The organism is Paenibacillus sp. USHLN196 (assembly GCF_037144955.1).
Lineage (GTDB): Bacteria > Bacillota > Bacilli > Paenibacillales > Paenibacillaceae > Paenibacillus > Paenibacillus xylanexedens_C.
The window spans coordinates 175,351-201,756 of sequence record NZ_JBBCYH010000001.1 but is presented as its reverse complement, the minus strand read 5'-3'; the positions used below and the strand labels follow the sequence as shown (position 1 = coordinate 201,756).

The window sequence follows — 26,406 nt, the reverse complement described above, 5'->3', positions numbered from 1 at the left end:
TTATGATAACTCTCCAGACACACCATCCGTAGAATCTATATGGCCTAATGCATTCGCTGCATGCTTTGTTTCTTTATACATAAAGTAATCAAAATCGGCATGTTTGCGGGTTCCACCAAGATCCTGCACACAAAGACCGATATAGGTTCCCGTAAACCGGATATACTCCGGAGATTCATCGGACAGATGTGTGATATCAATCCACCCGCCTGCTGTATTCCAGGATGAATCACTATTTAACGCATAATAAAAGCGGGCGCGATCTTGATCCACCACAGCCTTTAAACGGAGCGTGCTCACCAACCCTAGCGGAATATCCTCCAGCAGTTCGTCGTATACCCCGTATTTGGACTGAATGATCCCCAGGCAGAGCCCTTTATCCTCATGATAAGTTACACGTAAGTAGAGATAGTCCTGGGTATCGTAGTACAAAATCAAGCCTGCCATTTGCTGTGGATGGTCCGGCGCAAATTCCAGACACGTCTCGGCTTCACACTCCAAGGCCTGAAGTCTCCGTGCGATCATGCTTTGCCTGTGCGTTGAACTCATCGACTCCATGCCGTGCAATCGTAAGTAACCGGGACGTTCCGTCAAGCTGAGCCAAGTCGAATCGGGTGGAATGCGAAGTGTATTCCAATCATGCCGAAGCTCAAAGTGATCAAAGTGATCCATTTCAGCTATCGGTTCAAATGGATGTGACGGGATCTTCGGTGCAGGCACCTGAACCTCCGGATATCGGTCACCGCTCGCAAGTCTCAGCCAGCCGTCCTCACTCCACGTACACGGCTGAAGTGCGGTCTCACGTCCAAGAATGCAATATTTGTGATGAACGGGTCGTCCGACCAGATGAGCCATGTACCATTCGCCGGTATGCGTTTCGACTAGACTACCGTGGCCTGCCTTTTGCAGTGCTAAATCCGGTCTGCCGTATGAAGTGAGGATCGGATTGGCAGGATCGACCTCATAAGGACCTTGTAACGTACGGGAACGTGCTGAGGTAACCGCATGCTCATAACCGGTTCCACCTTCAGCCGTAATGAGATAATAATAGTCGTTGTGTTTATACAGGTGGGGTGCTTCGGTCAGGCCTAATTCTGTTCCCTTAAATATGTTCATGGCCGGTCCAATCAGCTTATGTTCCTGGACGGAATATTCCTGAAGAACGATGCCTGCAAACCGGTTTTTGCCCTTACGGTGATCCCATATCATATTGACCAGCCATGTGCGTCCATCTTCATCATGAAACAGGGAAGGATCAAAACCACTGCTGTTCAGATACACCGGATCGGACCAAGGGCCCTCGATATCCGTTGCTGTCACAAGGTAATTGTGGGTATCTTTAAAAGCGCCTACCCGGCTTTTGACATCGGTGTAGATCAGGTAAAACACACCGTTGTTGTAACTAAGACAGGGTGCCCATACGCCTCCGGAATTAATGTTGCCCTCCATGTTCAACTGCGTTACACGAGTCAGCGGAGAAGCGATGGACCGCCAATGAACCAGATTCCGGGAATGGTGAATCCGTACACCAGGGAACCATTCAAAGGTGGAAGTGGCGATATAATAATCCTTCCCTGCTCGGCAGATGGACGGATCGGGATGAAAACCGGGAAGGATGGGATTGGTGATCATTTTCTTGATCTTATTCATGGAAGAAACCTCCGGTATGAAAGTAATGATCTGTACAACACAGATACACAAAAGATGGATATCAGTACCACCCCAACGCTTTTTTGCCGGCTTCCAGGGCGGTCACGATCCGCTCGACGTCATATACATTCCCTCTCCAAGTCCCACCGCTGACCGATTGCAATGCAGCCCAGAGCTTTGTATCATCCGGCAAAGCTTCATCAGGCCTCATATCCGGATGGAAGGACCTTTGTGCCAGGATGAGAGCACCTTCTTCCGGCGAAAACTCCAGCTCTCCTTCTCCGACAAAGTTAATGCTGCCCTCCAGCGTGTTACGATCAACCGCAATGTCAATCACGTCTCCGTTCCGCAACTTGCCAATCGGTCCGCCTGCCAGCGCTTCGGGCCCAACATGACCAATACACGCTCCGGTGGAAACACCGGAGAACCTGGCATCCGTAATCAGTGACACATATTTGCCAAAAGGCAAATGTTTAAGCGCAGATGTAAGCTGGTACGTCTCCTCCATCCCGGTTCCCGATGGACCTCGCCCAAGAAGCACAACAACGTCGCCAGCCAGAATACCTCCGGTCTTAATCGCATGGATTGCCTCACGTTCGGTGGTAAACACCTTTGCTCTGCCACGATGACGGTATACACCATGCTCATCCAGTACAGCAGGATCAATAGAGGTGGACTTGATGACAGAGCCTTCCGGAGCGATATTCCCGGTTGGAAATGTTACGGTCGAAGAGATTCCAAGCCGCTGAGCGTGTTCTATACTCATGATGACACTGTCCGGATCAATGCCGTCCTGCTCTTTTAACTGCTTCCGCATGAGATGACGGCGTTCCGACGATTCCCACCAGTCCAGTACCTGACCCAATGAAGTACCTGTAACCGTTGGTACAGACTCATCCAACAGACCAAGCTGTCTGAGGTGAAGCATGACCTCCGGTACACCTCCGGCCTGAAAGACACGTATGGTCGGATAAAAGATCGGTCCATTTGGCAGGGCACTAACCAGCCTTGGAACATTTTTGTTAACCTGTATCCAGTCCTGTACCGTGGGTACGGTTAAACCGGCGGCATGGGCAATCGCTGGTATGTGAAGAAGCAGATTGGTCGATCCGCCAAACGCGGCATGAACGGTCATCGCATTGCGAATGGATGCATCGGTGACAATGTCTGCCATCCTCATCCCCTGTGAATCCATATGGATGAGTGCACGTGACGATTGGCGCGCCATTTCAAACCAGATGGGCTGCCCGGAAGGTGCAAGCGCGGCATGAGGCACTGTCATACCCAGTGCCTCTGCTACAACCTGGGCCGTAGCCGCGGTACCTAGAAACTGACAGCCTCCTCCCGGTGTAGCACAAGCTCGACATCCTAAATCGGACGCCATTTCCAGAGAAAGTTCCCCGTTGACGTACCGTGCACCGATGGTCTGAATTTTACCGGCATCCTCTCCATCGGTAGGCGGAAGTGTGACGCCACCGGGAACAATTACACCAGGCAATTGCGGCATGCCGGCAAGTGCAAGCATCATCGCTGGAAGACCTTTGTCACAAGTGGCGACACCAAGCACGCCTTTACGTGTTGGTAGCGAGCGAATCAGTCTGCGAAATACCATAGCGGCATCGTTCCGGTACGGAAGAGAGTCAAACATGCCGGTTGTCCCCTGTGATCTGCCGTCACACGGATCGCTGACATATCCGGCAAACGGGATTCCTCCACGGCTTGACAGTTCTTCTGCGGCAGCTTTCATCAGCAGGCCGACCTCCCAGTGGCCGGTATGGTAACCGAGTGCTGCCGGGCTGCCGTCTTCATTGCGTATGCCACCTTGTGTACTCAAGATCAGAAATTGTTTTCCGTTCAATTCCCCGGGCTTCCAGCCCATTCCAACATTCTGGGACATGCCGAACAAGTCGCCGCTTGGAGCATTCCGCAGCAAATCATCCGTTAAAGGCAGACGTCCGGCAGCCCCTGGAGCATGTGCTATGATATCGAAGCAGTTGGATGCGGTCTCTCCCATAATCGACGTAATCTGTTCGTACATGATAGCCTCCCACAGTTTATGACTTCACAAAGACCGTTTTGATGGCCGTGAAAAACTCGATAGCCGCTTGCCCCTGTTCTCTGGAGTGTGAACTTGACATCTTCATTCCGCCGAACGGAGCCTGCAGCTCTACGCCGGCCGTTTCTGCATTAATTCTGACGAGTCCTGCATCCATGTCCCGGATGAAAGACAACATGGCTCCGACGTTCTGTGTATAGATGGAAGCACTCAAGCCATAATCGCTATCATTAGCCGCTTCGATCGCTTCCTCCAGGGAATCTACCGCAATCAAGGCCAGGACCGGGCCAAAGATTTCTTCCCGGGCGATGGACATATGGGATTCGACCCCTTCAAATACGGTAGGCTGCACATAGAATCCCTCTTCCAGTCCCGGACCGTCCCCTCTTTTTCCACCAGCGAGCAGAACTGCACCTTCATCCTGGCCTTTTTGAATATAACTCAGCACGGTATTGAGCTGTCCTTCGCTTGCACATGGACCCATCCAGCTTCCAGAAGACATGCCATCACCCAGCCGGATTTCCTGGATTTGCGATAGCAGCTTTTCTTTGAAGGCGTCGTATACTTTTCGTTCAATAATGACCTTGCTGGTGGCCGTACATTTTTGCCCGGTCGATTTCAACCCACCGCTGATCGTGGCTTCCACAGCCAAATCCAGGTCAGCGTCAGCCGCGATAATAATCGGGTTTTTCCCACCCATTTCAAGTTGATACTTGGCCCCACGTGCCAGTGCTGCGCCGCCGACCCGTTTGCCCACTTCATTGGAGCCTGTGAACGTTATTCCGCCCACATCCGGATGCTCAGCAAGTGCAGATCCAATCACTGAGCCTCTGCCGCATACCAGATTAAGCACGCCTGCTGGAATGCCCGCCTCTTCGAAACACTCCATTACTTTAGCTGCGGTGACTGCAGTTTCCTGAGCTGGCTTCAACACAACCGTATTGCCGTAGATCAAGGCCGGAGCCGTTTTCCAGATCGGAATGGCAACCGGGAAATTCCAAGGAGCAATAACCCCTACAACGCCAAGGGGTACGCGGGTCGTAAACATCAGCGCTTCGCTATCCGTTGATGGAATGACATCACCGGTTTTTCGCAAGCCTTCTCCGGCGTAATACCTTAAGATCGCGACACCACGCAGTGTTTCTCCTTTGGCTTCTGGGAGTGTTTTGCCCATTTCCCTGGTCATCGCCTCTGCAACTTCATCGGCCCGGCGTTCCAGCACATTGGCTGCTTGAAATAGATAGTTGCCGCGTTCCGCACCCGATAACCTCCGCCATTCTTTTGCTGCTTGCTTCGCCGCTGCGACAGCCCGATTCAGATCCTCTACGCCGGAGGTGGGTACGTAACCAACTACCTCATTCCGATTCGCCGGATTTATGCTGGGTTCGGTTTCTCCTGACGCAGCCTGCGCCCATTCTCCGTTAATATAATTCCTGTATGTCTGCTCTACCTGAAATACGGTCATAGCATTCATCCTCCTTGTACATTAGTTTGAAATGACTGGATTAATAAGTGTCCCGATATCGCTAATGGATATTTCAATGCGGTCCCCGGGTGCAAGTGTAAAATCATTAGGTGGCACGATGCTAGTGCCTGTCAATAACACCGTACCGTCAAACAGATCGTTATCTCTGGCCAGAAAAGAAACCAGTTCATCGAGTTTTCGGTTTAACTCACTTGTGCTTGCCTCGCTTTTTACAACGATTTCATTTTCGCGATATATTTCGCAGACGATGCTGAACGCATATGGATTCTGCACCGTTTCCGCGAGTCGAATAGCAGGACCAATGGAGCAAGAATTACGCCATATTTTTGCTTGTGGAAGATACAGCGGGTTTTCCCCCTCGATATCGCGGCAGCTCATATCATTGCCAACGATGTACCCCACAATGGTGCCATCAGCTGCAAGTACTAACCCCAGCTCAGGCTCGGGGATCTGCCAAGTGGAATCGCTGCGAAGTGTGACAGCCTCATTTGGTCCGACGGTCCGGGCTGCTGTGGATTTAAAAAAGATCTCCGGTCTCTCTGCATCATAGACCTTATCGTAAAAGGTCTCCGCATCCAGCTTTCCATCTGTAGCTTCATAATTCCGAGCTTCCCGGCTCCGCTGATAAGTAACACCCGCAGCCCATACCTCCGGAGCTTCCAATGGCGTGATCAGGTGCAGGGAAGTCCAATCGTCGGTCAACTCGTTCGTTTTCTTAAAAGCGCTTTCAACTAATTGAACAGGAGATATTCCCTGCTCCCTAGCTTGATAGATCAACGTCATAAAATCTGCCTGTGGCAAACGATAGACTCTTTCATCATCTGTAATTGCTGCCAGCCACTTCTGTTGTCCGTCCAGAAATCGAATAATTCTCATTCAAGCTTGCCCCCATTCTTCCCCATCGGGTTGATCATTCTACCATATCATTAGCAATGATTCATGACGATGTGCTAATCCATCCGACGAGTTACCCTTTTCACGCATTGTTTTTCTGTTAATATGAATCTATCAGTATTTGGAATACAGAACATAATGAGGAGGTTCCTGTGACCAAACTTTCGGAAGCTATGTATTTAGGTCGTCTGCCCGATGTTCGCATGTCTTTTCAATTATTGGGGTTACACGCAAGAAAAGTAGATTCGAACTGGACTTATCCGTCCCATGAGCATTCGATGTATGAAATCCACTGGATGATGGAAGGTCAGATGAACATGGTGGTTAACGGACAAGTGTACAGTCAGTCCGTTGGCGATCTTTTGTTCATCCGCCCTGGAGTAACCCATTCCTGTACCAGTGCCGGACCGCAGGGCTTCACTTACTTTTCCGTTCATTTCAGCATACACGATACCTCCTTTTGCAGAGAACTCAACCGCTGCAAGGACATTTATTATCCGGCTGATTCGGATTTAGCTCAGGGACTTTCCTCTTCACTGTCTACACTGTATGCCCTTGCTACAGAGCACTTGTCCGTCTCACTGTCTTCTTCCAAACAGATGAAGGTTCATGCCGCCGTATTCGAACTGCTCGGGTCTCTGGTCGGCCAGTTATCTCAGAATGCATCCATTACCTTATCTAGAAAAGAAGCCATCGCTCATCAAATTGCCGAACATATTGAGGATTCAGTAAGATATATCCATCTTCATGGGGAAATACAGGAAAGTGAGCGAACCTGGATCCAGGATATCGCCAAGTCGTTGAACATTAGCCCGTCACAGGTCAATCGAATTTTTCGGCAGGTATACGGAATGGCCCCACGCAAGTTTTTATCCGAAACCCTTTTGAACGAAGCCCAGCGTCTGCTTAAGCAAACAGACCTGAACATTGACCATATTGCGATGATGCTGGGGTATAAGACCAATGCCCATTTTAGCCGTCAGTTTAAGCGGTGGACAGGCACGGCACCGAGCGAATTTCGCAGCCATTCCCAGCAGACTGCGGCAGCCGATCATCCTGATGGTTCATACCGATGAGTATTCTTTGTATAAGCGGTAATAATGTTGCGCTGGTCCATGGCGTCTAGCATATTACCGTCAAGATTTCCCCCGTCGAAGTAGTTGTAAAAGATTTTTGAATTTCGAAACAAAATAGCCGCCAGGTTGGCGGCTATTTCTGCGACTATTATGTTATTACTTGGCATAGCAATGTTGATGATTTTCCCCGCCCTTTAGAGTCGTGCGAAGGTGATGTAATCGACTTGGACAGGCTCCGCCGATTCGATTCGAAGTGCCCGGTTAATCTGTCCCCGGTGATACTGCCCATGTAAGATGACTTGCGAGAGAATGTCCCGGATGGACGTTCGGAACGGAACCCCGCTCTGGTTTGCATAGTCAATGATCTCATCCAATTTAAATTCCTCGAGCCCGTCCATATAGACGCGATATTGCTCGATGTTTTCTTCGAACATCTCCCGGATCGCCGTCAAGTCTTCCGTTTCTTCCCACAATGAATATTGCGCGCTACCCTTGCCTTGCAATCGGGACAGCCAGACTTGTTCCGCAACCGCGACATGTCGAACCAGCTTCAGAAGCTCCTTGTTCTCTGTCTTGGACTCCTCGAGCGCGTCTAAAATACGTTCGTCTGCCCAGTACAGATGGTCCATCATGCGCTTGATCGTATTCATTTCGCTTTCCCCCTTATCCTCTCACTGTCACTCACGACTTGTCATCATGCTCCGATAGACTTTAGAGTTTGAAGCCACAGTTTCCGTCATTTGAACTCGGAATAAGGAATAATAAACTCTGGCATTCCTTCAGCGTAGGAAGTATATTCATATTCTGTGAAATAGATAACGATACCATCATGGCTCAGGTAATAATCTCGATCAGCTTCGATCGTCTTAAATGGAGTGGACAACTCCAATCCGCGATGATTGATGTGATCTGTGATTTGGCTGTTAATGATAGAGACATAATCGGCGTTACCTGCTGCTTCCTTCAACGAAATCGGTTCACCTGTTACGAGATCGAACGTATAAGGAACCCTCGTCGTTATTCCGTGCGCTCCCCCCATATAAAGATCATAATCCACATATAGGCTCAATTTTCCATTCTCGTTATACATAACTGTAAATCTGCCATCGAGGCTCGGTTGCCGAATTTCAGCCTTTGGATTTTTGATTAGTAATTGATTATTCGCTTTTACGACTGTATCCATTTCCTTCGATCCGGCTGCAATGTACTTGTCGGTCTCCTGCTTCAAAAAGGCGTTGATCTTATCCTGTACTTTCTCTCTTGCATAGCCCTTAATTACCGGATAGTAGACGAGCAATGATTTGCCATCTCCGTCGGCACCGATCTCTTCCGCTTGAACCTGCAAGCCGTTTTCCTTAATCGATTGAATATCGACCTGCTTTGTACTATTCTGATATGAAATTACATAGCCCATCCGCTCCAGTAGGAAGCGAAGTGGCAAATAAGTTGTATTGTTCTGGAGAATGACTTGAGGTCCAAAGACCGGTTGTCCGTTCAAATGAATAGTATTGTTAGAGAGATTAATTTTGAGCGATCGTCCATTTCCCGACACTTCAACGAGTTGATTAGTCTTATTGAAATTGGTGGTTAACCCCAGGGCTGTATTTAGGTTCCTAAGAGCAATATAGGTCGATCCGTTTTTATTAATCGTACCAATGTTTGATTTCTTTCCTTCAATGCTGAACGGTTGTGCGGTAACTTTATATTTGGAAACGGAAGCTGCAGCGGCTACCGGTTGGCCTTCGGCCATGAAGTATGCCAGGGGCGATGCCAGTAATGCTGTCATAATTGCACTTACAATTAACTTATTTCTCTTCTTGTTTCTATTCATTTTTTTTCTTACATCCTTTCTGGATTCAAGTTCATTGCCTTCTAGCTTTTAAACGCAGTTTTTAACCAAAAGGTTTCAAATCAACATGGGACTTGATTGTCAGTACTGTGATATTCTTAATGTTACGAGGAAGAACAGTCAAACTGCAGGAGGTTAGACATCCATGAAATCCAAACGAGCAATAATCGATCGAAGAAACGCCGAGCGTCGGGTTCGCCGGGAACAGAAAATCAATCCACCCGGTCCTTTCTTCAAGCTGTTCGACTGGATGTGGAAGATTATATTTATCTTGTTCCTGTCATCTCTTTCTGTCGTTGCCTTCTGCCATTGGTTTTTGCGCACGGGTTCTGGTCCGGGAGGATCAAATCTCATCGCTTTCACTGCTGAACGAATGGCAACTTTAATGCTTTTTATAATGCTGGCTACTGCCTGCATAGTCGGTATACGAGCTATGATTAAGTCTAAAGATAACTCTTCCAGCAGAGATTCCAAACATCCGGACGGAAAACGTTTGATCATAATGAGAATTATTGTTTTTCTGTTCTTTGTAATCGTTATGGTCATTTCAATGATTATCTGCTGGGCGCAGCTGAAAGTTTTATTGAAGATTGGAAAACTATTGTTATTGTCTTTAGGTTGATCGGGATGGCCCTTTATTTTAACAGGATTATCAGCGAATAAACAGTTTCATCAAATTTATATAAATTGGGTTGATCATGTAGCCATTCGGGCTTAAGGAAGATCTCTTACCTGTGTCCAACCGCCGTATATGTTCCACGTCCTCCTTATTCAGTTCAAAGTCGAATATTTCGATATTCTCTTTAATCCGTTGAGGGTTCGTTGATTTGGGAATGACCATAATTCCGCGTTGCAGATGCCAGCGCAAAATGACTTGCGCAACCGACTTTTGATGGCGAAGGGCAATTGCGGCCAGCTCCGGATGCTCCAGCAGCGCCTTGTTTCCTTGCCCCAACGGTCCCCAAGCTTCATGTAGAATTCGATGCCGAAGCATATAATCATGTAATTCGTGTTGTGGGAATTCCGGATGGGTTTCGATCTGATTAACCATCGGCGAAATTCGGGAATTCTTCTTGAGATGCTCCAGATGCCGGATCTCGAAATTGGCTACACCTATGACTTTAATTCTACCTTCGTCGTATAACTCTTCCATCGCCTTCCAGGCGTTCACGTAATGAGGACCGGCGAAATGAATCATATACATATCGAGATACGTTACGTTCAGCTTCCGGCAAGTCTGTTCGAACGCCTTTTTCGTCGCATGGTACCCGAGATCTGTCGTCCACGCTTTGGAGGTAATGAAGAATTCCTCGCGGGCAATGCCACTTTTCTGAATGACTCGGCCTAGCGCTGCCTCATTTCCGTAAATTTTGGCTGTGTCGAAATGGCGATAACCCATTCGAATAGCCTCTTCGACAGTCCTCTCGAAAGCTTCTCCGTCTTTGATTTTATATAGGCCGAACCCAAGTTGAGGAATGTCGACTCCATTTGCCGCTTCGACTGTCCGATTCAATCGCAACGCCCCTCCCTGTTTCCTAATCGTTATTCTGTTGCTTGTTCTTCACATTGCGCAAACACTTTCTCTATTTCGTTCACCAGATTTTTCAACAATTTCAGTTTGCTTCCGGAGTCCAGACTGTAATAGTTGAGAGTCCCTTCTTTACGCACGCTTATAATCTGCGATTCTTTTAATATTTTCAGATGATGCGATACGGTCGGTCGGGATAGGTGTGTTTTCATCCTGATCTCGCCTACGCGCATGCCTGTTTTTTGCGGTCCTTGAATTAAGGCGATGAGGATGGCTTGCCGGGTCTCGTCTCCAATCGCGTTTAACACCTTCTGATTATTCTTGAATTCGATAGCAATCGTAGCCGCGAGTTCCTGATCCAGGTAGATGTCCCCTTCCATATAATCGTTTAATTCTTGCAGTTACAGCCTATCACAATCTTGGATTCGGTTGCATATCGGGAAAGAAAATCGAGAACCAGTTTGTTCCACATGATATACCGCTATGGTAAAACGACAAAAAAAGGCCGCCAGTCATACTGGCTAACCTGTTCATGCATCACTATTAACGGGGCTTTCATTGTTGTTTGCCCTCGTGTTTAAGGTGCTTACATATGCTGTAGACCCCAGTCTTGTAATCTATATGGAGAACTTCTTGATTCCGGGTCTCATCCATAATGGGATGCTTTTCTACCCAGTGCCAGCGGATAAACCGATCCCGTGGATCAGCTCCGAAGACGCAGGAAGATATCATGTTTATGCGTTAAACCATCCTGAGCTGGCAGGATTTTTCAGGGAATGTACGACTTGTACATTCCCTCTTTCTAATAGGACTTGAACGCCAGATAGATGTCCTGTGTTACTTAACCAGTCCACCTACCTATTCACCAGTAACCATAGGGTTTTCAGTCCTACTGCTCATCCTTCTGAATAGAAGTAGGGCAAGGAGTAAAGCGATGCTTACAGCTCCAAAACCTAACCAATTTAAATACAAGACAGATGTACGACTGATGACAAGCCCGCCTAATCCAGAACCCAGTGCAAAACCAAATTGGATGAACGACGTGTTTACACTAAGGGCAATGTCCGGATTACGAGGTGCCAGAGTAACCAGATATAGTTGCTGGGCCGGGGATATGCTCCACGTTGCTAACATAAAAATCATTAAAATCAGGATTAAAACCATGAGATTAACTCCAGCTAGAGCGAATAAAAGAAGAGTTGCCCCTTGTAACAGAAGTCCGAGACAAATAGTAAACTTGGATCCCTTAGCATCTGCCAATTGTCCGCCAACTTTTGATCCGACGAAGCTGCAAATTCCCGCGAGAAACAGAACACCGCTGATCTCGGTCATGGTAAGAGAGGATGTAGCTTGCAAGAAAGGCGTTATGTAAGTGAACAGTGTAGAATAGCCGCCGATATACAATAAAGTAATAAGCAAGGCAGTCAGAATGGCTGGATTTTTTAAAATGGAGAGCTGCATTCTGAGGGTGACCTTTTCTTCCTCTTTGAGTGCCGGAACCTTTTTGTAGATGATAAGGAATGGAAGAATACTTATCAAACCGATGAATACAAATAGAACTCTCCATCCAAACATCTCACTTAAAAATGTGCCCAATGGGACACCAAGCACTAGCGAACTGCTTAGCCCCATTAAGATGATGCCAATGGCATTGCCCCTTCTTTCTTTTTTAACGAGTCTTGTCGATACGGCCATCGCTACTACGGTAGCCATGCCTCCGCTAGCTCCTTGAATAATTCGCACCCATAGTAATGTTTCGTATGAAAGGTTTAAAAGCATAAATCCGTTGCTGGCAATAAACACACTGAGGGTGGACAACAGTAATTTCTTGCGATCCATATTTATTGTAAATGCAATGAGAATTGGAGCGATAATGGCCGCTGCCAGAGCGAATACAGTTACCAGTAAACCAACATCTGAAGTAGATACGCTCAAGTCTGCGGCGATCATTTCAATGACACCTGTAATAATGTATTCAATGGTTCCAATCAGAAAAACAGCCAATGCGAGGACATAGATGATCCATTTATTTTTCAATTTACTCCACTCCGTCTTCTTCATTTATCTATTTAGTATTGGGATTTGTATTTCTATGAATTGTGCATCTTGTTCTTGAGTTAAGGGTAGATATAATTCCCTGCCAGCTTCGTTCTCCTTGATCTGATAATTATTTTTCTCAATCCATGTCGCTAGATGAACACAGGCTTTGCAGGCAAAGGTAGCATTGGAACGGTAAGCTATGGTGGCCATCATGGGCTCAGCAGGAAGAGTCCGCAGTTGAAATGGTTCGGGAGGTGATCGCAGCTCACAGGTTAAGAAGTAACCAATTTCAAACTCGAACTCCTCCTCTTGACCGGCAATTTCTTTCCACAAAACAACCTGTGGACCTTGAATCAATTGGCGAATTTCCTTTGTTAATGACTGATCAAACTGACGAAATAAATACGGGATATCTTCCTCTTTCCCACAGCCCACCTGAAAAAGAAACTGCTGAGTACCTTCCGATTTGATTCGGATCTCTTGCCCTGTTTCGACTTGCCCCTCTTCCTCTATAAGCTGTATGCGCTTCTCAATTCGGATAAGTTTGGCTTGTTCCGTATCGATAATCTGCTGGATTTCGCTTCTTTTCAGCTTAAACATGCCCTGAATATTCTCTAATGTAATATCTTCCTGTAGAAGCTGTGTGATCTGTGGCAATGTAAACCCCAACTCTTTATAAATAAAAATTCGGTTGAGCTCCAGAAGCTGATCTGCTGAATAGTAACGGTAGCCCGTATCGGAATCCACCATTTTCGGCTTAAGTATGCCGATTTGGTCATAATAACGCAGTGTTTTTAATGAGACCCTACCTAGCCTGGAAAACGCACTGATTTTGAACAAAAGCTCATCTCCAATCTATTAACATAATTCGAGTATACAGTTTCCCGTGCAGGGGAGAGTCAAGGGGGTGCAGGCTTCTCATTCGTATAGCTAAAATCAACTACCTTCCTTGTCATCACTCTATGTTGATGTTATAGGTAAGTCAAAGAACCGTTTCTGAATGAAACGTTCATTTTTTTGAACAAAAAAATGCCACTTATCGTGGCATCCTTCTCTCGGTGTTCATTAAATTGTCCTGCTCAGGCAGTATTGTATTATTTTCCGGTTTCAGCAAACGTTTTAATACGCTCTCCAATCTGATCACGAACCCTCTGGAACACAGCCCATTTCTCTTCATCTGTCCCTTGCGCTTTGGCAGGATCATCGAATCCCCAGTGTTCCCGCTTCACATGTGGTGGTGTTATTGGACATTTATCGGCAGCATCCCCACACAACGTGACTACGAAATCAGCACTATTCAACAATGCTGAATCAATGATATCGGAAGTTTGAGTTGAAATATCCAGTTCAACTTCGTTCATGGCTTCAACAGCTTTTGGATTCAGACCGTGTGCCTCAATTCCCGCACTATAGATGTTCCAGTCCTCACTCAAATATTTCTTGGCCCAGCCTTCGGCCATTTGGCTCCGGCAAGAGTTGCCTGTGCACAGGAAGTACAGTGTTTTTTTACTCATGTTCATCTTCTCCTCGTTTTTGAATTTTAGAATACTTTTATAGAATGCTTAACCACAGATACAGACCCACTAGTGTAATGAGCAGAGTCGGAATAGTGATGATAATACCTGTCTTGAAGTAAGTTCCCCATGAGATTTTGACGCCTTTGGTGCTAAGCACATGAAGCCAAAGCAAGGTCGCGAGTGAACCAATAGGGGTAATCTTGGGACCTAAGTCTGAGCCAATAATGTTGGCGTAGATGAGTGCCTCCCGAACCGTTCCCGTAGCCGTTGTTGCATCAATAGCTAGCGCATCAATCAACACCGTAGGCATATTGTTCATCAAGGATGAGATGATCGCTGCAATAAAGCCCATGCCCAGAGTTGCTGCAAACAATCCTTGGTCAGCTACAGCCTGAATCACGACGGCCAGCAGATCCGTCAAACCCACGTTACGTAGACCATAGACCACGACATACATGCCAATGGAGAAGAATACGATGGCCCACGGTGCTTCTTTGACAACCAAAGTAGTCGGTACAGCAGAACTGCGGGAAGCCATGATCAGGAAGAATATTGCGACAACACCTGCCACAAAAGATACGGGAATGCCGATAAATTCACTGGTGAAGTATCCAATGAGAAGCACCCCCAACACCACCCACGACAACCGAAACATTTTCATATCCTTAATGGCAGTTACCGGAGGTTTTAATTCACTCGCGTCAAAGTGTTTTGGAATACTCTTTCGGAAAAAAAGATACAGTACGCCGATACTGGCCGCCAGTGAGAAGAGATTCGGAACAAACATCTTCCCTGCATATTCCATAAACGTAATGCCAAAGAAATCGGCAGACACAATGTTGACCAGATTACTTACAACGAGTGGCAAGGAAGTTGTATCCGCAATAAATCCACTAGCAATAATAAACGGAAACACTTTTTTCTCATCGAAATTCAGCGCGCGCACCATGGCTAGAACGATGGGCGTCAGAATCAGTGCGCCTCCATCGTTGGCAAAGAAAGCAGAAACCACAGCTCCCAAGATGGAGACGTAAACAAACATCCGGACACCGTTGCCATGAGCGGCTTTGGCCATATGTAAGGCAGCCCATTCGAAAAAGCCGATACGATCCAGAATTAACGAGATCAGAATAATCGCAACAAAAGCTAGCGTGGCATTCCATACAATTTGCGTCACATCCCATACGTCTTGGAAATCGACGACACCCACAAGTAAAGCTAGGATTGCTCCGCCACAAGCAGACCAACCAATCGACAGGTTTCTAGGCTGCCAAATAACGAGTACAAGTGTAATCAAAAAGATAATGCAGGCTAACAGCGTAGAAAACAAACAATACACCACCTTTCTGTTCATCTGAATTTACATTAGTACATAACAATATACTTATATGTTTTCCAAAAAATCATTTACAAACGGAAGTGAAATTTTCTTTATTCAATGACTTAAGAATAGTTGCCGTATCGGGCATTAATTCGAGCACAGACTTAATATAGGATGTATTCTCTACATTCAAAGAGTAATATACCCACTGACCACGTTTACTCTCTTTAACCAGTCCTTGATCTTTCAACTTACGCAAATGCTGACTAATTCCAGGTTGTGACATATCCAAAATCTCTACAAATTCACAGACGCACCATTCACGTTCTTTGAGGAGTGTAAGTATCGTAAGACGTGTTTTGTCGCCCAACAATTTCAGCTTATCTGCTGCTTCCTGAATAGAGTCCATATCACTTCCTCCTTCCACATGTATAAGTGCATGCTTATATTATAATATTAAAAAAATGAAGTCAATCTTAAATTCAAATATAGATATAATGCCGAACAAAAACCACTGAAAGTGACTTTCGTTCGGCATTACTTCTTCTTCAAGTTTGAAGTTCGATGAACCTGAAGGTTTGTATTCAGAGAATTACCGGCTGCAACAGCCCATCCGTTCCGAAATATAGCGGATCTATACATATTTCGCGGTGATAGCCCTTTCCAGAGGAAAATCTGGACAATGGTGTCACAAACCGGTGATAGGCAATCCGGTATTGACCGGTTTCATGTTCAAGAAAAATACAGTGATGACCTGTGCCCAGCATACGCTTCTCGACATTTTTACTCAGGATCGGATATTGATAGGTGATTGGACCATATAGCTGATCTGACGTACCATAATTTACATGATAATCCTCACTGCCCGTATCATCACAGGACCACGTAAAGTGATATCGTCCACCATGCTTTAGAACGGTTACGGCCTCGCGGAAGTCATGCAAGCCTGCCAGATTACTCATCGTTTCCTCTACTACACTTGTCATATCATCTTCAAGCTCAACAATTGCTGCATGTCCGTTGCCAAATAACAGGTATGTTCTCCCGTCATCTTCGACATAGATGGAAGGATCAATAGCCTGTCCCATGGTGATGTCCAGACGTTTCAACTGCTCCATCGTGATTAATGGTTGCGGTTCGGCAAGGAATGGACCGATCGGTGTATTCGCTACAGCAACGCCGATTGCGCTCTCCCCATTCAGCATTTTGCCGCAGAAATAAAAATAGAATTTCCCGTTTCGGCTGGCTATCGCCGGTGCCCAGGCATTACCACTTGCCCATACCACATCTTCTGTCCCCAGATCAAGTATGACGCCTTCGTCATGCCAATGCTTCAGGTCCACAGAAGAAAATACCTTGAACTGTGTTCCTGACCACCCCTCGAATCCATCTGTTGTCGGATACATGTAGTAACGGTCTTCAAACTTTGCGACATCAGGATCGGCATATTGTCCAGGAAGCACCTGATGACTGTCTCCAAAAGCCGCCAGCAACCGATTGCACTCCTCGGCCGTGATTGGCAGGACGCTACCATGCCTCTTTTGGGTCGTTCCCATATCAAATTCCCCATCAGGTGCAATATGGAATTCTCCGCTGTCCAGATCTGTAGTCACCAAAGGAAGGTAACCTTTCCCCTCTGCAAAACGATCGACAATTAGACACCATTGCTCGCGATCATTGAATTTAAATATTTGAGGTCCCTCAACACCTGCCACAGCCTCGAGCGCTGGAGCGTGAAGTGGAACGAACGCATCTTTGTCGAGTGAAGCTCCCTTTTCGACCCTGATGTTTTTGGTTGTTTCATCCTTGGAGTATCGATAGTAGTTGCCATCAGATGAAAGAATCGTTGTGTCGATAATATGGTTATCCCGCTCAATATACTTTTGAGATGCAGAAAACGTACGAAAATCTTTTGTACGAGCGCTATATATTTTTTGTTTTCGTTCAGGTTCTTGAGGCTCCTGAGTCGCAGAAGCCCAGAATACGAGAAATTCGTCTGTTGCTTCGTCATACACTGCTTCGGGTGCCCAGACACAACCTGCACCCTCAACTCCGAGAGTAACGTTCCAAGGAGAAGACCAGTTTACAAGATCACTGGACTCCCACACAATCACATCACGGCTCCCCGCTTCAACGGCATGAGTCCATCCTTTGCCGCTTGCAATGCGGAGATCCGTAGCGATCAGATAAAATTTATCTTCCTTGACCGAACGTATCAGAAACGGGTCCCTTACTCCCTTTTCCCCGAGGTTCGAAATCAGTACAGGTATACCGTCATTGAGGTCCTTCCAGTGAAGGCCATCCTCACTATAGGAGAAGTAAACTTGCTCACCGTCCGGCTGTTCGCCAATAAAATGTACAAAGAGATACCCATCATAATTTGTATTTGTTTTGAACAATTTTAAGAGCCTCCTGAAAATGAAATTGACTATGTAGCCATGATATCAAAATGAAAGCGTTATACTTATGTTGTATCATACTTCAAAAACTGTGCAATGAGTATATTTTTGTACAAACAATGAAGCTGCGATACCAACAACCTATGCTGGAGATCATATGAGCCTTCTTTTTGAAAGTCTTCTTTCGAGAAGAAATTTACTTATTTTGTTTTTTTACCTTAAGTATACATAACTCTTGGTTTTCATTTACAAATAAATGATAATCTTCTTAATGTTGTACAAATGAATATAGCTTCATGCATTCATGTTTGAGATATAACGAGGAGGAATTATTGTGAAATTATCTAAAAGAGTACTACCAGCGGTTGCGCTGACTCTGGTTGTATCGGCTTCTACTCTCTTGTCAGTTGGACAAGCAAGTGCCGTTCAAGCCGTAAGTGTGGAGAAAAAACAAATCAAAAATATCATTTTCCTCATTGGGGATGGTATGGGAAGCTCGTATACTTCCGCCTACCGTTATATGAAAGATGATCCTTCGACAAAGGGCATGGACAAAACTATATTTGACCCTTATCTTGTAGGGGCACAAATGACTTATCCGGATGATGACAAGCAAAATGTGACAGACTCCGCTTCCGCAGCAACGGCCATGTCTGCAGGCATAAAAACCTATAATGCAGCGATTGCTGTCGACCCGGAACAGAAAGAAGTCAAAACCGTACTGGAGCAGGCGAAGGAAAACGGTAAGGCTACAGGGCTCGTCGCAACATCGGAGATCACACATGCCACACCAGCTGCATTCGGTGCCCATGATATCAGCAGGAAAAACATGGATGCCATTGCGGATGATTACTATGATGAATTGATTAATGGCAAGCACAAGGTTGATGTACTCCTAGGTGGAGGCAAATCGAATTTTGTACGTGATGGTCGTGATCTGACAAAGGAATTCCAGAAGGCTGGCTTCAGCTATGTGACGGACCGCTCCGCTCTTCTGGCCGATAAGAATCAACAAGTTCTTGGACTGTTTGCCGATGGTGGGTTGGACAAGATGATCGATCGTACTGCTGCAACGCCATCCTTGGCTGAGATGACGAATACTGCTATTGATCGCCTCAGCACGAACGACAAAGGTTTCTTCCTTATGGTTGAAGGAAGCCAGATCGACTGGGCAGGACATGATAATGATATCGTTGGCGCGATGAGTGAGATGGAGGATTTTGCAGCAGCATTTCAGGCAGCCATTGACTTTGCCAAAAAAGATGGTGAAACGCTTGTCGTAGCTACTGCTGACCACTCCACGGGTGGACTTACGCTTGGGAAAGATGGAGAATACAACTTCTTCGTAGACCCGATCAAAGCCGCACTGCGTACTCCAGACTTCATGGCGGCACAAATTGCGAAAGGTGCTTCGGTCGAAGAAACATTGAAAAGTTATCTGAAACTGGAGTTAAAGGCTGAAGAGATTCAATCGGTGAAAGAAGCAGCCCAAACGGCGGATGTGACGAAGATTGATAACGCCATTGAAGCGATTATCGATAACCGTTCATTTACAGGCTGGACAACAGGTGGACATACTGGCGAAGATGTTCCGGTTTATGCTTATGGTCCGGCAAGTCACCGTTTCTCCGGATTGATCGACAATACAGATAATGCAAAGATCATATTTGATATTCTCACGAAACATCAGTAATGCAAATGTTCAGACCATTGAAGAATTCAGATGGTGTCCGACACTTTCTGCTATCGAAGTCTATTTGAGTCTTCAAGATCTGAGTATATAATAAAAAGGTCGCTTATCCTGAATTGGATAGCGACCTTTTCGATGCTCTTCTTCATTCGAAGCTTAGTTCTTCAAAAAATCGATTAATGCTGCATTAAATTCTTCGGGGTGTGTGGCATTAAAGCCATGTGGTCCGCCTTCTACGACCACAAGTTGGCTGCCAGGGATGGATTCATGTGTACGTTGCCCACTGACTTCAAACGGCACAATGGCGTCAGAATCGCCATGAATAACCAACGTTGGAATATTGAACTTCTCCAGATCCTGACGGAAATCGGTAAGAGCAAAGGCAGCAATGCAATCCAGGGTACCCTTAGGGGATGCCAGAGCAGCAATATCCCGGTTATATAGACGGAACGGTTCGCTTACCAGATCTGTACGGTCTCCTGCGGCGAAAAAGTTATTCGTAAATCCATCCAGGAATGCTAGACGATCTCCCTTAACCCCATTTTGGAATTCTTCAATCGTTGCATCGTCCAATCCTCCCTGTGGATTATCTTCGGATATATAAAGGTATGGAGGCACAGCTCCAGCAAATACAGCTTTGGAGACTCTTTCCGTTCCATAAGTTCCGATATAGCGGGCCACTTCACCGCCTCCCATGGAGAAACCGACAAGTGTAGCATCACGTAAATCAAGGTGTAAAATCAATTTATGTAAATCTGAAGCAAATGTATCATAGTCGTAACCATCCCAAGGCTGGGAAGACTGACCAAAACCACGTCGATCATACGTAATAACCCGGTATCCAGCTTCTATCAGGGCAGGTACTTGCTTCTCCCAGGATCGTCCACTCAATGGCCAACCATGAATCAGGATGATCGGTTGCCCCTCGCCATGATCTTCGTAATACAGTTGAATTGGTTGTGCATTCTCTTCGCCTACGTTTACTTTAGCCATGGAAAATCCCTCCGTTTGTTATGTTTTTTACTAGTTACCAATCAAATGCTACATATACAATCTATTATTGTCAATCATATCCATGAAATAAATAGAGAACTGCAATCTGATTGGAACTATCAATTATAATAATTAAAACACAATCTACAATGTATAAACAAAAAGGGACTCCTTAAGGAGTCCCTTCTTTCGATGATTAACATGCTTCCTAATCATTTATTCCCCGTTCCATCTGATAAGAAACAACTACATTACTTCTCCGATGGGAGCGGTGTAAAGAGCAGATTGACAGGCAGGTTACTTCCTGGCGCGGCAGAGAAAAGAATCGTTACACTCTCTCCAAATGATCCTGTGCGGTAAAGAACACTTTGTTCACTTGAATTGGTAACTGCAACGTTGCCTTCAGCGATCGATACCAACTGATTGTTCACCAGAGCTACTCCGGAGTACTTCCCTCCACGAGGGTTAAATGAGATAAGCGTACGCGGAGCGACATTGGTCAGCGTGATTTTGTACAATACACCGAAATTACCCGCATTGGATGCGTCTATGTAAGCCATAGGATCCGTTCCAACCAGATTGGGATCGCTGGCATTATCACCAAGCGGCAGACGGGCTGGTTTCGTTCCCACTTGCTGATCATACGTTATGTTACGTGTTGCATTTGGATACGTACCACGGTTGTGCACTCCGTCACGATCAAGCACAGGCAGCAATGGTAAAGACTCGAACGGATCTTTATTTTCTTCCACCAGGATAACGTTATAGTCCAGGGAATAATCACTATAAGCATCCGAATAGAGCGAGATGACTTGTCCTTCTTTCATCGGAGTTTTATTGAGTTCGGTCAAAATCAGTTTGCTTTCTCCGGGTTGAAGATACTCTTTCTTTTGGTCCGCTCCGGTCTGAATCGACTTGAACCATTTATCGATAGACAATTTACCAGCTACGGTAGCATATGGTGTAGGTCCCGCAAAGCCCATATTCTGTTGTTCGAATACGGCCGGATTCGGGTTGTTATTGGTTGCAATCACATACATTTTCACTCTTTTGCCTGTATTGTTCACGTGGTGAATCATGAAACGGGTCTGCCCGGATGATGATTCTTTATATACGATACCTTCCGTATTAACCGTTTCCGGACTGTTGCTGCGGATCAACAGACTTGGCTCATCCATGTACGTATAAGGCACTTTTTCCATCGTAGTCACTTCGCCGCCGTTAAAGGTAAATTTCTGTCCTACCGGCGTGAAGAGTAAATTGAAGTCAGTAAATGAATATAATGTCTCATTGGTTATGGTGATGACTTTGGAGTACGTGTTTGTAGCGCCGTGATTGTCAGTAACTGTAAGTGTCACCGTTTTTGGACCCGGTTCAAAGAACGCAAGTGAATTGTTCTCCCATACCGTTTTATCGATATTATCTTCATCATCCGTGCTTTGGTCTGTGTATGTTATTTTTTCACCCATTTTATATTGTTCTTTATCCGTGGCGAACATGGCTACAGGAGGAAGATTAGGACTCATAACTTCAATCGTAATGGAATAGGGATCGCTCCATTGGCCGTTGGAATCCTGTGCTTGATATGAAATCGTATATGTACCCGCTTGATCAAATGATTCCTGACGACCTGTCCAGCGTTCGTCCAGGATATCCAGTCCATTCGGAGAACTGTAAGAAGTCACGTAGTCCACCTTATCGCCCGCAAAAATTTCCTTTTGGGAAATGGTAAAGCTTGCAACAGGTTTCGTATTTAGATTCAGCACAACCGTCTTAGCTGGCTGATTCACTTTATAAGTAATGTTCAGAGCTTGAGTAATGGATGTTAACGGCACCATGAACGTATTTTTTTGCTGATACGCAGGGCCTTTCATCGTTCTGGTCTCTCCATTTACGGTATAGACTGTGCTGTTGGTTGTGAATCGAAGCTCTTGATCTCCACTGATGATGATGGTTTCTTTGGTTTTGTTATCGTATTTGACCCCATATCCCACACGGTCTACCAGTGCACGGATCGCAACATAGGATACGCCGTTTTTTACAGTCATTGGCTGGCCGGCTAGATATGTGTTCCCATCCTGCTCCATTTTGTTGCTATTCATGTACAACGTCAGGTTTCCGCCTGAACCTGCGGCAGACTTTCCATCAATGGATGGTTGCTCTACTTGAGCAGGCGTAGCTGGTGTTTCAACCTCCTCAGAGGCTCCCTCTTGGACCACAGGTTTTGGATCCGTTTCGTTTGCAGTGGTCTCCTCCCCATCCACCGCAGGTTTCTCAATATCTGTTTTAGGTGTTGCCTCAGTGCTCTCCTTTTTCACTTCACGTTCTGCAATCGGCTGCTCTTCTTTTAGCACCTCAACCGATTCTACGTTAGTGGTGTTTACAGACACTGTGTCACTTTGCGGTGCTGTCTGCGCACTCACGGAACCGACTGCAAATGCTTGAAAAACAGCTAAAGCGGTAAAAATGGATAATTTCTTCTTCATATTCATGCTTTGTCTTTGGCTCCTTCTGCTCTCTAGTCATTTTAATCCCCTCAAAACTCATATGATTAGACGCTAGATTTAGGAAAAAGTTTCTAATTGAATTGTAAATTATGGATTTGGTGCAGCTATTTCGAATGATATAACTTAAGTTACGCACAGTAAAAAGCCGCCAAAGAGGCGACTTCGAATACAAATATTCTAACAAAACCCAAATGGTAACGCTTCTTCTATGAGATGATGCAGGTGGCACACTCCCCCAATTCAATCCCATTTTCATTGATATAAATTACTGGGTATCTCTTCCTTTTGTATTAATGTCCATTGTTTCGTATAGGCTCCCTTGGCAAGTACTTTCACATATGTGTCTTGTTCCAATTCTTTACTTGACGAGAAAGTGATCTTTGTTTCCTCCCCTTGTGCTGTGTAACCAATCAGATTATATCTGTAACGGATCCATTCATTTTTACCTTCCTTCTCGGCTGGTTTATTAATTAAGGCATAAACATATTGTTCCTTATACATTGGGTTGAACTGATCAAACTCCCGTTTGAATGCTACATATAGGCCTGAGCAAACTACTACAACAATTAATATAAAAATAATTTTTTTCTTCATACTTGCACCTCCAGAAAAATAGTTTTATAACATTGCATGTTTAACAATTTTCCGATAGTAACCCAGTGTGGAGAGAGCGAATAGAAAATAAATAGATGCATACGCTCCTATTGAAATAATTGTTGGAACAGTGATGTCCGAAATAATGATGATTGAAGCCGCTTTTACTGCGAAGATTGAATGCAGTACACCAATAAATAACGGGAGAAGAAACACAACCATCTGCTTTCGCACAATGCCCTTCATAATCATCTTCTCTTCAAATCCAAGCTGCCGCAGTGTCTTGAAGCTCTGTTTTTCCTGCTCGGCCTCAGTCATTTGTTTGAAATACAGGATGCTGCCGGTAGAAGCAAGAAAGGCGAGCCCGAGAAAGGCAGCGATAAAAATTAATAGTCCAGAAATCTCAAGTGTCTGCCTATATCGTGAATAGAAATCGGTCGTAAAATATTCGTCAGAATTATATTTCTGGTAAAGGGAGGAAGCTAACGCAAGCTCTCCTTTGTCTGGAATATGATACGTATCTATCTGCACTCTTTCATAACCGGCATTATTGGACACGCTATTCTCAATTTCTCTTAACGTTTTTTCAGATACCAAAATCTGATTTCCAGATATATCGGAATTCACAAGATTCTCGACAATTAATTCTTGCAACGGATAACTAACCGTCTGTCCCTTGGAGATCAGTTCAATTTTCGTTGGGTATCGCTTTGAGAAATCACTGTCGTCAAATGCAGTCTGTGCAGATACACTGTATTCTACAGCTTCGCCGTGTGAAGGCACCGACAGCTTTTTATCTGCCCTTTGAAGCTGTTCGGCTGGAAGCCACAACAGGTTTCTCTCTTCGATATGACTGGATTCATCAAGTGGATTAAGAATAACACCCTTAGTTCGGACGGCCTCAATGGGCAGGTAGCTGAAGTTAATTCCTTCCCGCTCAAGCTCGGTTACGAATGATTGTGCATCTTGCTGCCTATTCTCAAACGAAAAATCATAAGGAATCTCCATGCGGACCGTATTCTCGGTGGAGTAATACACAGAATAAGCCATGGTAACCAGAGTTATGGTTAAAGCCGACAACACTGTAATCAAGGTGAGCGAGTTGGCATTACCTTTCATCCGGTGCATCAGCGGAGCAAGTGACAAGCTATTATACAAGCCAAGATGACCATTTTTTCGTTTACGAATCCATGAGAACCACCATTTGATCGTCACACGAAACAATATATATGTTCCTGTAATCGTAGATAAAAGTACCAGGAACGCATTTAAGATTAATTGTTCATCTACCATCCGACCCGATAATTCATAGCCGTAGCCAAGAAGTACAATACCAAGCACGGCATAAATAGTCGTAAGAATAGATGCAAGGACAGTTGGAGGCTGGCTGGATAAGTCAGGCTGCTGATCAGCTTGAAATAATTGTAACAGTGTACTGCGATATATCATGAATATCATTTGTAAGGAAGTAGTAACAACGACGAGAACAAAGACTTTTAACGTATCAAAGGCTGCGAGTAATGAAAAGTCAATGGCAGGCATCCCATCCAAACGGAGCAATTTCATTAGAATGAGGACAAACAAACGTGATACCAATGCTCCACAGATAATTCCAGCGATGAGTGCACCTAAGCCGAGTAGTACATTCTCAATGATTAAATAGCGGGCAACCCAGCCCTTGGATAGACCGATGAGCTGATATAATCCGATCTCACGGCTGCGCCTGCGTAGAAAAATTTGGTTAGACGATATAGTAAAGATTACAATAATCCCAATGAGCAGAATTGCTGCAGACTGAAAAGCGATCAGAAATTTGTCGCTTGATTCCAGCATGGACTGAACTTGCTGATCGTGTAACAAGGAAGCGAAGACAAAGAACAGACTCATACTGAAAATCAACGCGAAGAAATACAAGTAGTAATGTTTCACATTTTGCCGCATGCTGCGAAGTGCTAATTCAAATACTGTCAATGTGGTCGCCCCCTAAAACAGCCTGCACATCGATGATTTCTTTGAAGAACGACTGTCTGGATTTCTCTCCCCTGTACAGTTCGGAATATATCTTTCCGTCTTTTAGGAACACCACACGATTACAGTAACTGGATGCAACTGGATCATGCGTAACCATGATAATCGTGACCTTCCTTTTCCGGTTCACCTCCTCCATTACTGATAACAGTGATGAAGCGGATTTGGAATCGAGTGCACCAGTAGGCTCATCTGCAAAGATGATGGAAGGCTGATGGATGAGGGCCCGCCCAGCTGCAGTTCGTTGTTTTTGACCGCCTGATATTTCGAATGGGTATTTTTGCGAAAGTTCCTGAATCCCTAACACGTCGGCAATCGCTGTGAACTCGTTTTCTGCCTGCTGTTTGCTTTTTTTGCTAAGTGATATAGGTAAGAGGATATTTTCCTTTACCGTCAATGTGTCAAGAAGATTATAGTCCTGGAAGATGAATCCAAGCTTGTTTCGACGAAATGCAGAAAGAGCCGTATTGTTCATGGTAGAGATATCTTCATCTTCGATTAAGATTGTGCCATTTGTTGTCCGGTCAATCGTGGCAAGTACGTTAAGCAATGTTGTCTTCCCCGAACCGGACGGACCCATAATTCCTACAAATTCTTTGCGGAGAACACGTAAATCTTTTCCCTTTAATACCTGTTGAGCACCACCCTTTGAACCATATGATTTGTGGACATTTCGAGCGTGTAAAACCGTTTCTTGTTCATTCCATTCATCCATGTTGAACCTCCCAAAATTGATTGTAGCTTAAGTGTACGTTGATCTCGCCTACTTGTCGTACGT

At 45.4% G+C, this 26,406-nt stretch carries 22 protein-coding genes; 3 read left to right on the top strand and 19 right to left on the bottom strand.

The window, feature by feature from the left end:
• The 4 genes from WFI24_RS00845 to WFI24_RS00830 all read right to left on the bottom strand — a co-directional run bounded on the left by WFI24_RS00845 (position 1) and on the right by WFI24_RS00830 (position 6,068).
• Positions 1–1,650 (bottom strand): glycoside hydrolase family 43 protein, encoded by a 1,650-nt coding sequence (locus tag WFI24_RS00845; RefSeq protein WP_336758035.1) that lies wholly within the window; start codon positions 1,648–1,650, stop codon positions 1–3.
• Positions 1,651–1,711: 61 nt separating this feature from the next.
• Positions 1,712–3,688, bottom strand: a complete 1,977-nt coding sequence (locus tag WFI24_RS00840) for a YjhG/YagF family D-xylonate dehydratase (RefSeq protein WP_336758033.1) — start codon at positions 3,686–3,688, stop codon at positions 1,712–1,714.
• A gap of 16 nt (positions 3,689–3,704) precedes the next feature.
• Positions 3,705–5,171, bottom strand: a complete 1,467-nt coding sequence (gene gucD / locus WFI24_RS00835) for an alpha-ketoglutaric semialdehyde dehydrogenase GucD (protein WP_336758031.1) — start codon at positions 5,169–5,171, stop codon at positions 3,705–3,707.
• Between the two features lie 21 nt (positions 5,172–5,192).
• On the bottom strand, positions 5,193–6,068 hold the full coding sequence (locus WFI24_RS00830; RefSeq protein ID WP_336758030.1) for a fumarylacetoacetate hydrolase family protein: 876 nt from the start codon (positions 6,066–6,068) through the stop codon (positions 5,193–5,195).
• A 170-nt stretch (positions 6,069–6,238) separates the two neighbouring features.
• On the opposite strand from WFI24_RS00830, the gene WFI24_RS00825 reads away from it, so the two are divergent.
• Positions 6,239–7,162: an AraC family transcriptional regulator gene (locus tag WFI24_RS00825; protein ID WP_145325481.1), complete on the top strand. Its 924-nt coding sequence runs from the start codon at positions 6,239–6,241 to the stop codon at positions 7,160–7,162.
• A 194-nt stretch (positions 7,163–7,356) separates the two neighbouring features.
• On the opposite strand, the gene WFI24_RS00820 is transcribed toward WFI24_RS00825, so the two are convergent.
• Both WFI24_RS00820 and WFI24_RS00815 read right to left on the bottom strand, forming a co-directional pair.
• Positions 7,357–7,812: a DinB family protein gene (locus WFI24_RS00820; RefSeq protein WP_336758028.1), complete on the bottom strand. Its 456-nt coding sequence runs from the start codon at positions 7,810–7,812 to the stop codon at positions 7,357–7,359.
• A gap of 86 nt (positions 7,813–7,898) precedes the next feature.
• The gene (locus WFI24_RS00815) at positions 7,899–8,993 is read right to left on the bottom strand and encodes a stalk domain-containing protein (RefSeq protein ID WP_336758026.1); all 1,095 of its coding nucleotides are present in this window, start codon (positions 8,991–8,993) and stop codon (positions 7,899–7,901) included.
• 163 nt (positions 8,994–9,156) lie between these two features.
• On the opposite strand from WFI24_RS00815, the gene WFI24_RS00810 reads away from it, so the two are divergent.
• Positions 9,157–9,633 carry a hypothetical protein gene (locus WFI24_RS00810; RefSeq protein ID WP_336758025.1) on the top strand — a complete coding sequence of 159 codons (477 nt, stop codon included), beginning with the start codon at positions 9,157–9,159 and terminating at the stop codon, positions 9,631–9,633.
• A 30-nt stretch (positions 9,634–9,663) separates the two neighbouring features.
• Here the strand turns inward: WFI24_RS00810 and WFI24_RS00805 are convergent, their stop codons facing one another.
• The 8 genes from WFI24_RS00805 to WFI24_RS00770 all read right to left on the bottom strand — a co-directional run bounded on the left by WFI24_RS00805 (position 9,664) and on the right by WFI24_RS00770 (position 17,816).
• Entirely contained in the window at positions 9,664–10,524 is an 861-nt protein-coding gene (locus WFI24_RS00805) for an aldo/keto reductase (RefSeq protein WP_336758024.1), read from the bottom strand.
• 29 nt (positions 10,525–10,553) lie between these two features.
• Complete coding sequence (locus WFI24_RS00800; protein WP_336758022.1) at positions 10,554–10,919, bottom strand: ArsR/SmtB family transcription factor; 366 nt, start codon at positions 10,917–10,919, stop codon at positions 10,554–10,556.
• A gap of 478 nt (positions 10,920–11,397) precedes the next feature.
• Positions 11,398–12,576, bottom strand: a complete 1,179-nt coding sequence (locus tag WFI24_RS00795; RefSeq protein ID WP_336758021.1) for an MFS transporter — start codon at positions 12,574–12,576, stop codon at positions 11,398–11,400.
• Between the two features lie 24 nt (positions 12,577–12,600).
• Positions 12,601–13,419 carry a MerR family transcriptional regulator gene (locus WFI24_RS00790; protein WP_336758019.1) on the bottom strand — a complete coding sequence of 273 codons (819 nt, stop codon included), beginning with the start codon at positions 13,417–13,419 and terminating at the stop codon, positions 12,601–12,603.
• 254 nt (positions 13,420–13,673) lie between these two features.
• A complete protein-coding gene (arsC, locus tag WFI24_RS00785) occupies positions 13,674–14,093 on the bottom strand; it encodes an arsenate reductase (thioredoxin) (RefSeq protein ID WP_336758017.1) in 420 nt (139 codons plus the stop codon).
• A gap of 37 nt (positions 14,094–14,130) precedes the next feature.
• Positions 14,131–15,450, bottom strand: coding sequence for an arsenic transporter (locus tag WFI24_RS00780; RefSeq protein WP_442956177.1), 1,320 nt, complete (start codon positions 15,448–15,450; stop codon positions 14,131–14,133).
• A gap of 49 nt (positions 15,451–15,499) precedes the next feature.
• Entirely contained in the window at positions 15,500–15,826 is a 327-nt protein-coding gene (locus WFI24_RS00775) for an ArsR/SmtB family transcription factor (RefSeq protein WP_336758014.1), read from the bottom strand.
• A 175-nt stretch (positions 15,827–16,001) separates the two neighbouring features.
• Positions 16,002–17,816, bottom strand: coding sequence for a family 43 glycosylhydrolase (locus tag WFI24_RS00770; protein ID WP_336758012.1), 1,815 nt, complete (start codon positions 17,814–17,816; stop codon positions 16,002–16,004).
• Between the two features lie 334 nt (positions 17,817–18,150).
• Here WFI24_RS00770 and WFI24_RS00765 point away from each other — a divergent pair, with 334 nt between their 5' ends.
• A complete protein-coding gene (locus WFI24_RS00765) occupies positions 18,151–19,509 on the top strand; it encodes an alkaline phosphatase (protein WP_336758011.1) in 1,359 nt (452 codons plus the stop codon).
• 153 nt (positions 19,510–19,662) lie between these two features.
• Here WFI24_RS00765 and WFI24_RS00760 read toward each other — a convergent pair whose 3' ends face one another.
• The 5 genes from WFI24_RS00760 to WFI24_RS00740 form a co-directional block, all read right to left on the bottom strand.
• On the bottom strand, positions 19,663–20,499 hold the full coding sequence (locus WFI24_RS00760) for an alpha/beta fold hydrolase (RefSeq protein WP_336758010.1): 837 nt from the start codon (positions 20,497–20,499) through the stop codon (positions 19,663–19,665).
• Positions 20,500–20,750: 251 nt separating this feature from the next.
• Positions 20,751–22,991, bottom strand: coding sequence for a stalk domain-containing protein (locus WFI24_RS00755; RefSeq protein ID WP_336758009.1), 2,241 nt, complete (start codon positions 22,989–22,991; stop codon positions 20,751–20,753).
• A 267-nt stretch (positions 22,992–23,258) separates the two neighbouring features.
• A complete protein-coding gene (locus WFI24_RS00750) occupies positions 23,259–23,600 on the bottom strand; it encodes a YxeA family protein (protein ID WP_336758008.1) in 342 nt (113 codons plus the stop codon).
• A 24-nt stretch (positions 23,601–23,624) separates the two neighbouring features.
• On the bottom strand, positions 23,625–25,571 hold the full coding sequence (locus WFI24_RS00745; RefSeq protein WP_336758007.1) for an ABC transporter permease: 1,947 nt from the start codon (positions 25,569–25,571) through the stop codon (positions 23,625–23,627).
• Positions 25,558–26,343 carry an ABC transporter ATP-binding protein gene (locus WFI24_RS00740; protein ID WP_336758006.1) on the bottom strand — a complete coding sequence of 262 codons (786 nt, stop codon included), beginning with the start codon at positions 26,341–26,343 and terminating at the stop codon, positions 25,558–25,560. Before WFI24_RS00740 ends, WFI24_RS00745 begins: the two co-directional genes overlap by 14 nt.
• Between the last annotated feature and the right edge of the window lie 63 nt (positions 26,344–26,406).

Bases quoted from the DNA above. Each gene is read 5' to 3' on its own strand.
- WFI24_RS00845 (WP_336758035.1), bottom strand. From the start codon at position 1,650: ATGAATAAGATCAAGAAAATGATCACCAATCCCATCCTTCCCGGTTTT.
- WFI24_RS00840 (WP_336758033.1), bottom strand. From the start codon at position 3,688: ATGTACGAACAGATTACGTCGATTATGGGAGAGACCGCATCCAACTGC.
- gucD (WP_336758031.1), bottom strand. From the start codon at position 5,171: ATGACCGTATTTCAGGTAGAGCAGACATACAGGAATTATATTAACGGA.
- WFI24_RS00830 (WP_336758030.1), bottom strand. From the start codon at position 6,068: ATGAGAATTATTCGATTTCTGGACGGACAACAGAAGTGGCTGGCAGCA.
- WFI24_RS00820 (WP_336758028.1), bottom strand. From the start codon at position 7,812: ATGAATACGATCAAGCGCATGATGGACCATCTGTACTGGGCAGACGAA.
- WFI24_RS00815 (WP_336758026.1), bottom strand. From the start codon at position 8,993: ATGAATAGAAACAAGAAGAGAAATAAGTTAATTGTAAGTGCAATTATG.
- WFI24_RS00810 (WP_336758025.1), top strand. From the start codon at position 9,157: ATGAAATCCAAACGAGCAATAATCGATCGAAGAAACGCCGAGCGTCGG.
- WFI24_RS00800 (WP_336758022.1), bottom strand. From the start codon at position 10,919: ATGGAAGGGGACATCTACCTGGATCAGGAACTCGCGGCTACGATTGCT.
- arsC (WP_336758017.1), bottom strand. From the start codon at position 14,093: ATGAGTAAAAAAACACTGTACTTCCTGTGCACAGGCAACTCTTGCCGG.
- WFI24_RS00780 (WP_442956177.1), bottom strand. From the start codon at position 15,450: ATGAACAGAAAGGTGGTGTATTGTTTGTTTTCTACGCTGTTAGCCTGC.
- WFI24_RS00775 (WP_336758014.1), bottom strand. From the start codon at position 15,826: ATGGACTCTATTCAGGAAGCAGCAGATAAGCTGAAATTGTTGGGCGAC.
- WFI24_RS00760 (WP_336758010.1), bottom strand. From the start codon at position 20,499: ATGGCTAAAGTAAACGTAGGCGAAGAGAATGCACAACCAATTCAACTG.
- WFI24_RS00755 (WP_336758009.1), bottom strand. From the start codon at position 22,991: ATGAATATGAAGAAGAAATTATCCATTTTTACCGCTTTAGCTGTTTTT.
- WFI24_RS00750 (WP_336758008.1), bottom strand. From the start codon at position 23,600: ATGAAGAAAAAAATTATTTTTATATTAATTGTTGTAGTAGTTTGCTCA.
- WFI24_RS00740 (WP_336758006.1), bottom strand. From the start codon at position 26,343: ATGGATGAATGGAATGAACAAGAAACGGTTTTACACGCTCGAAATGTC.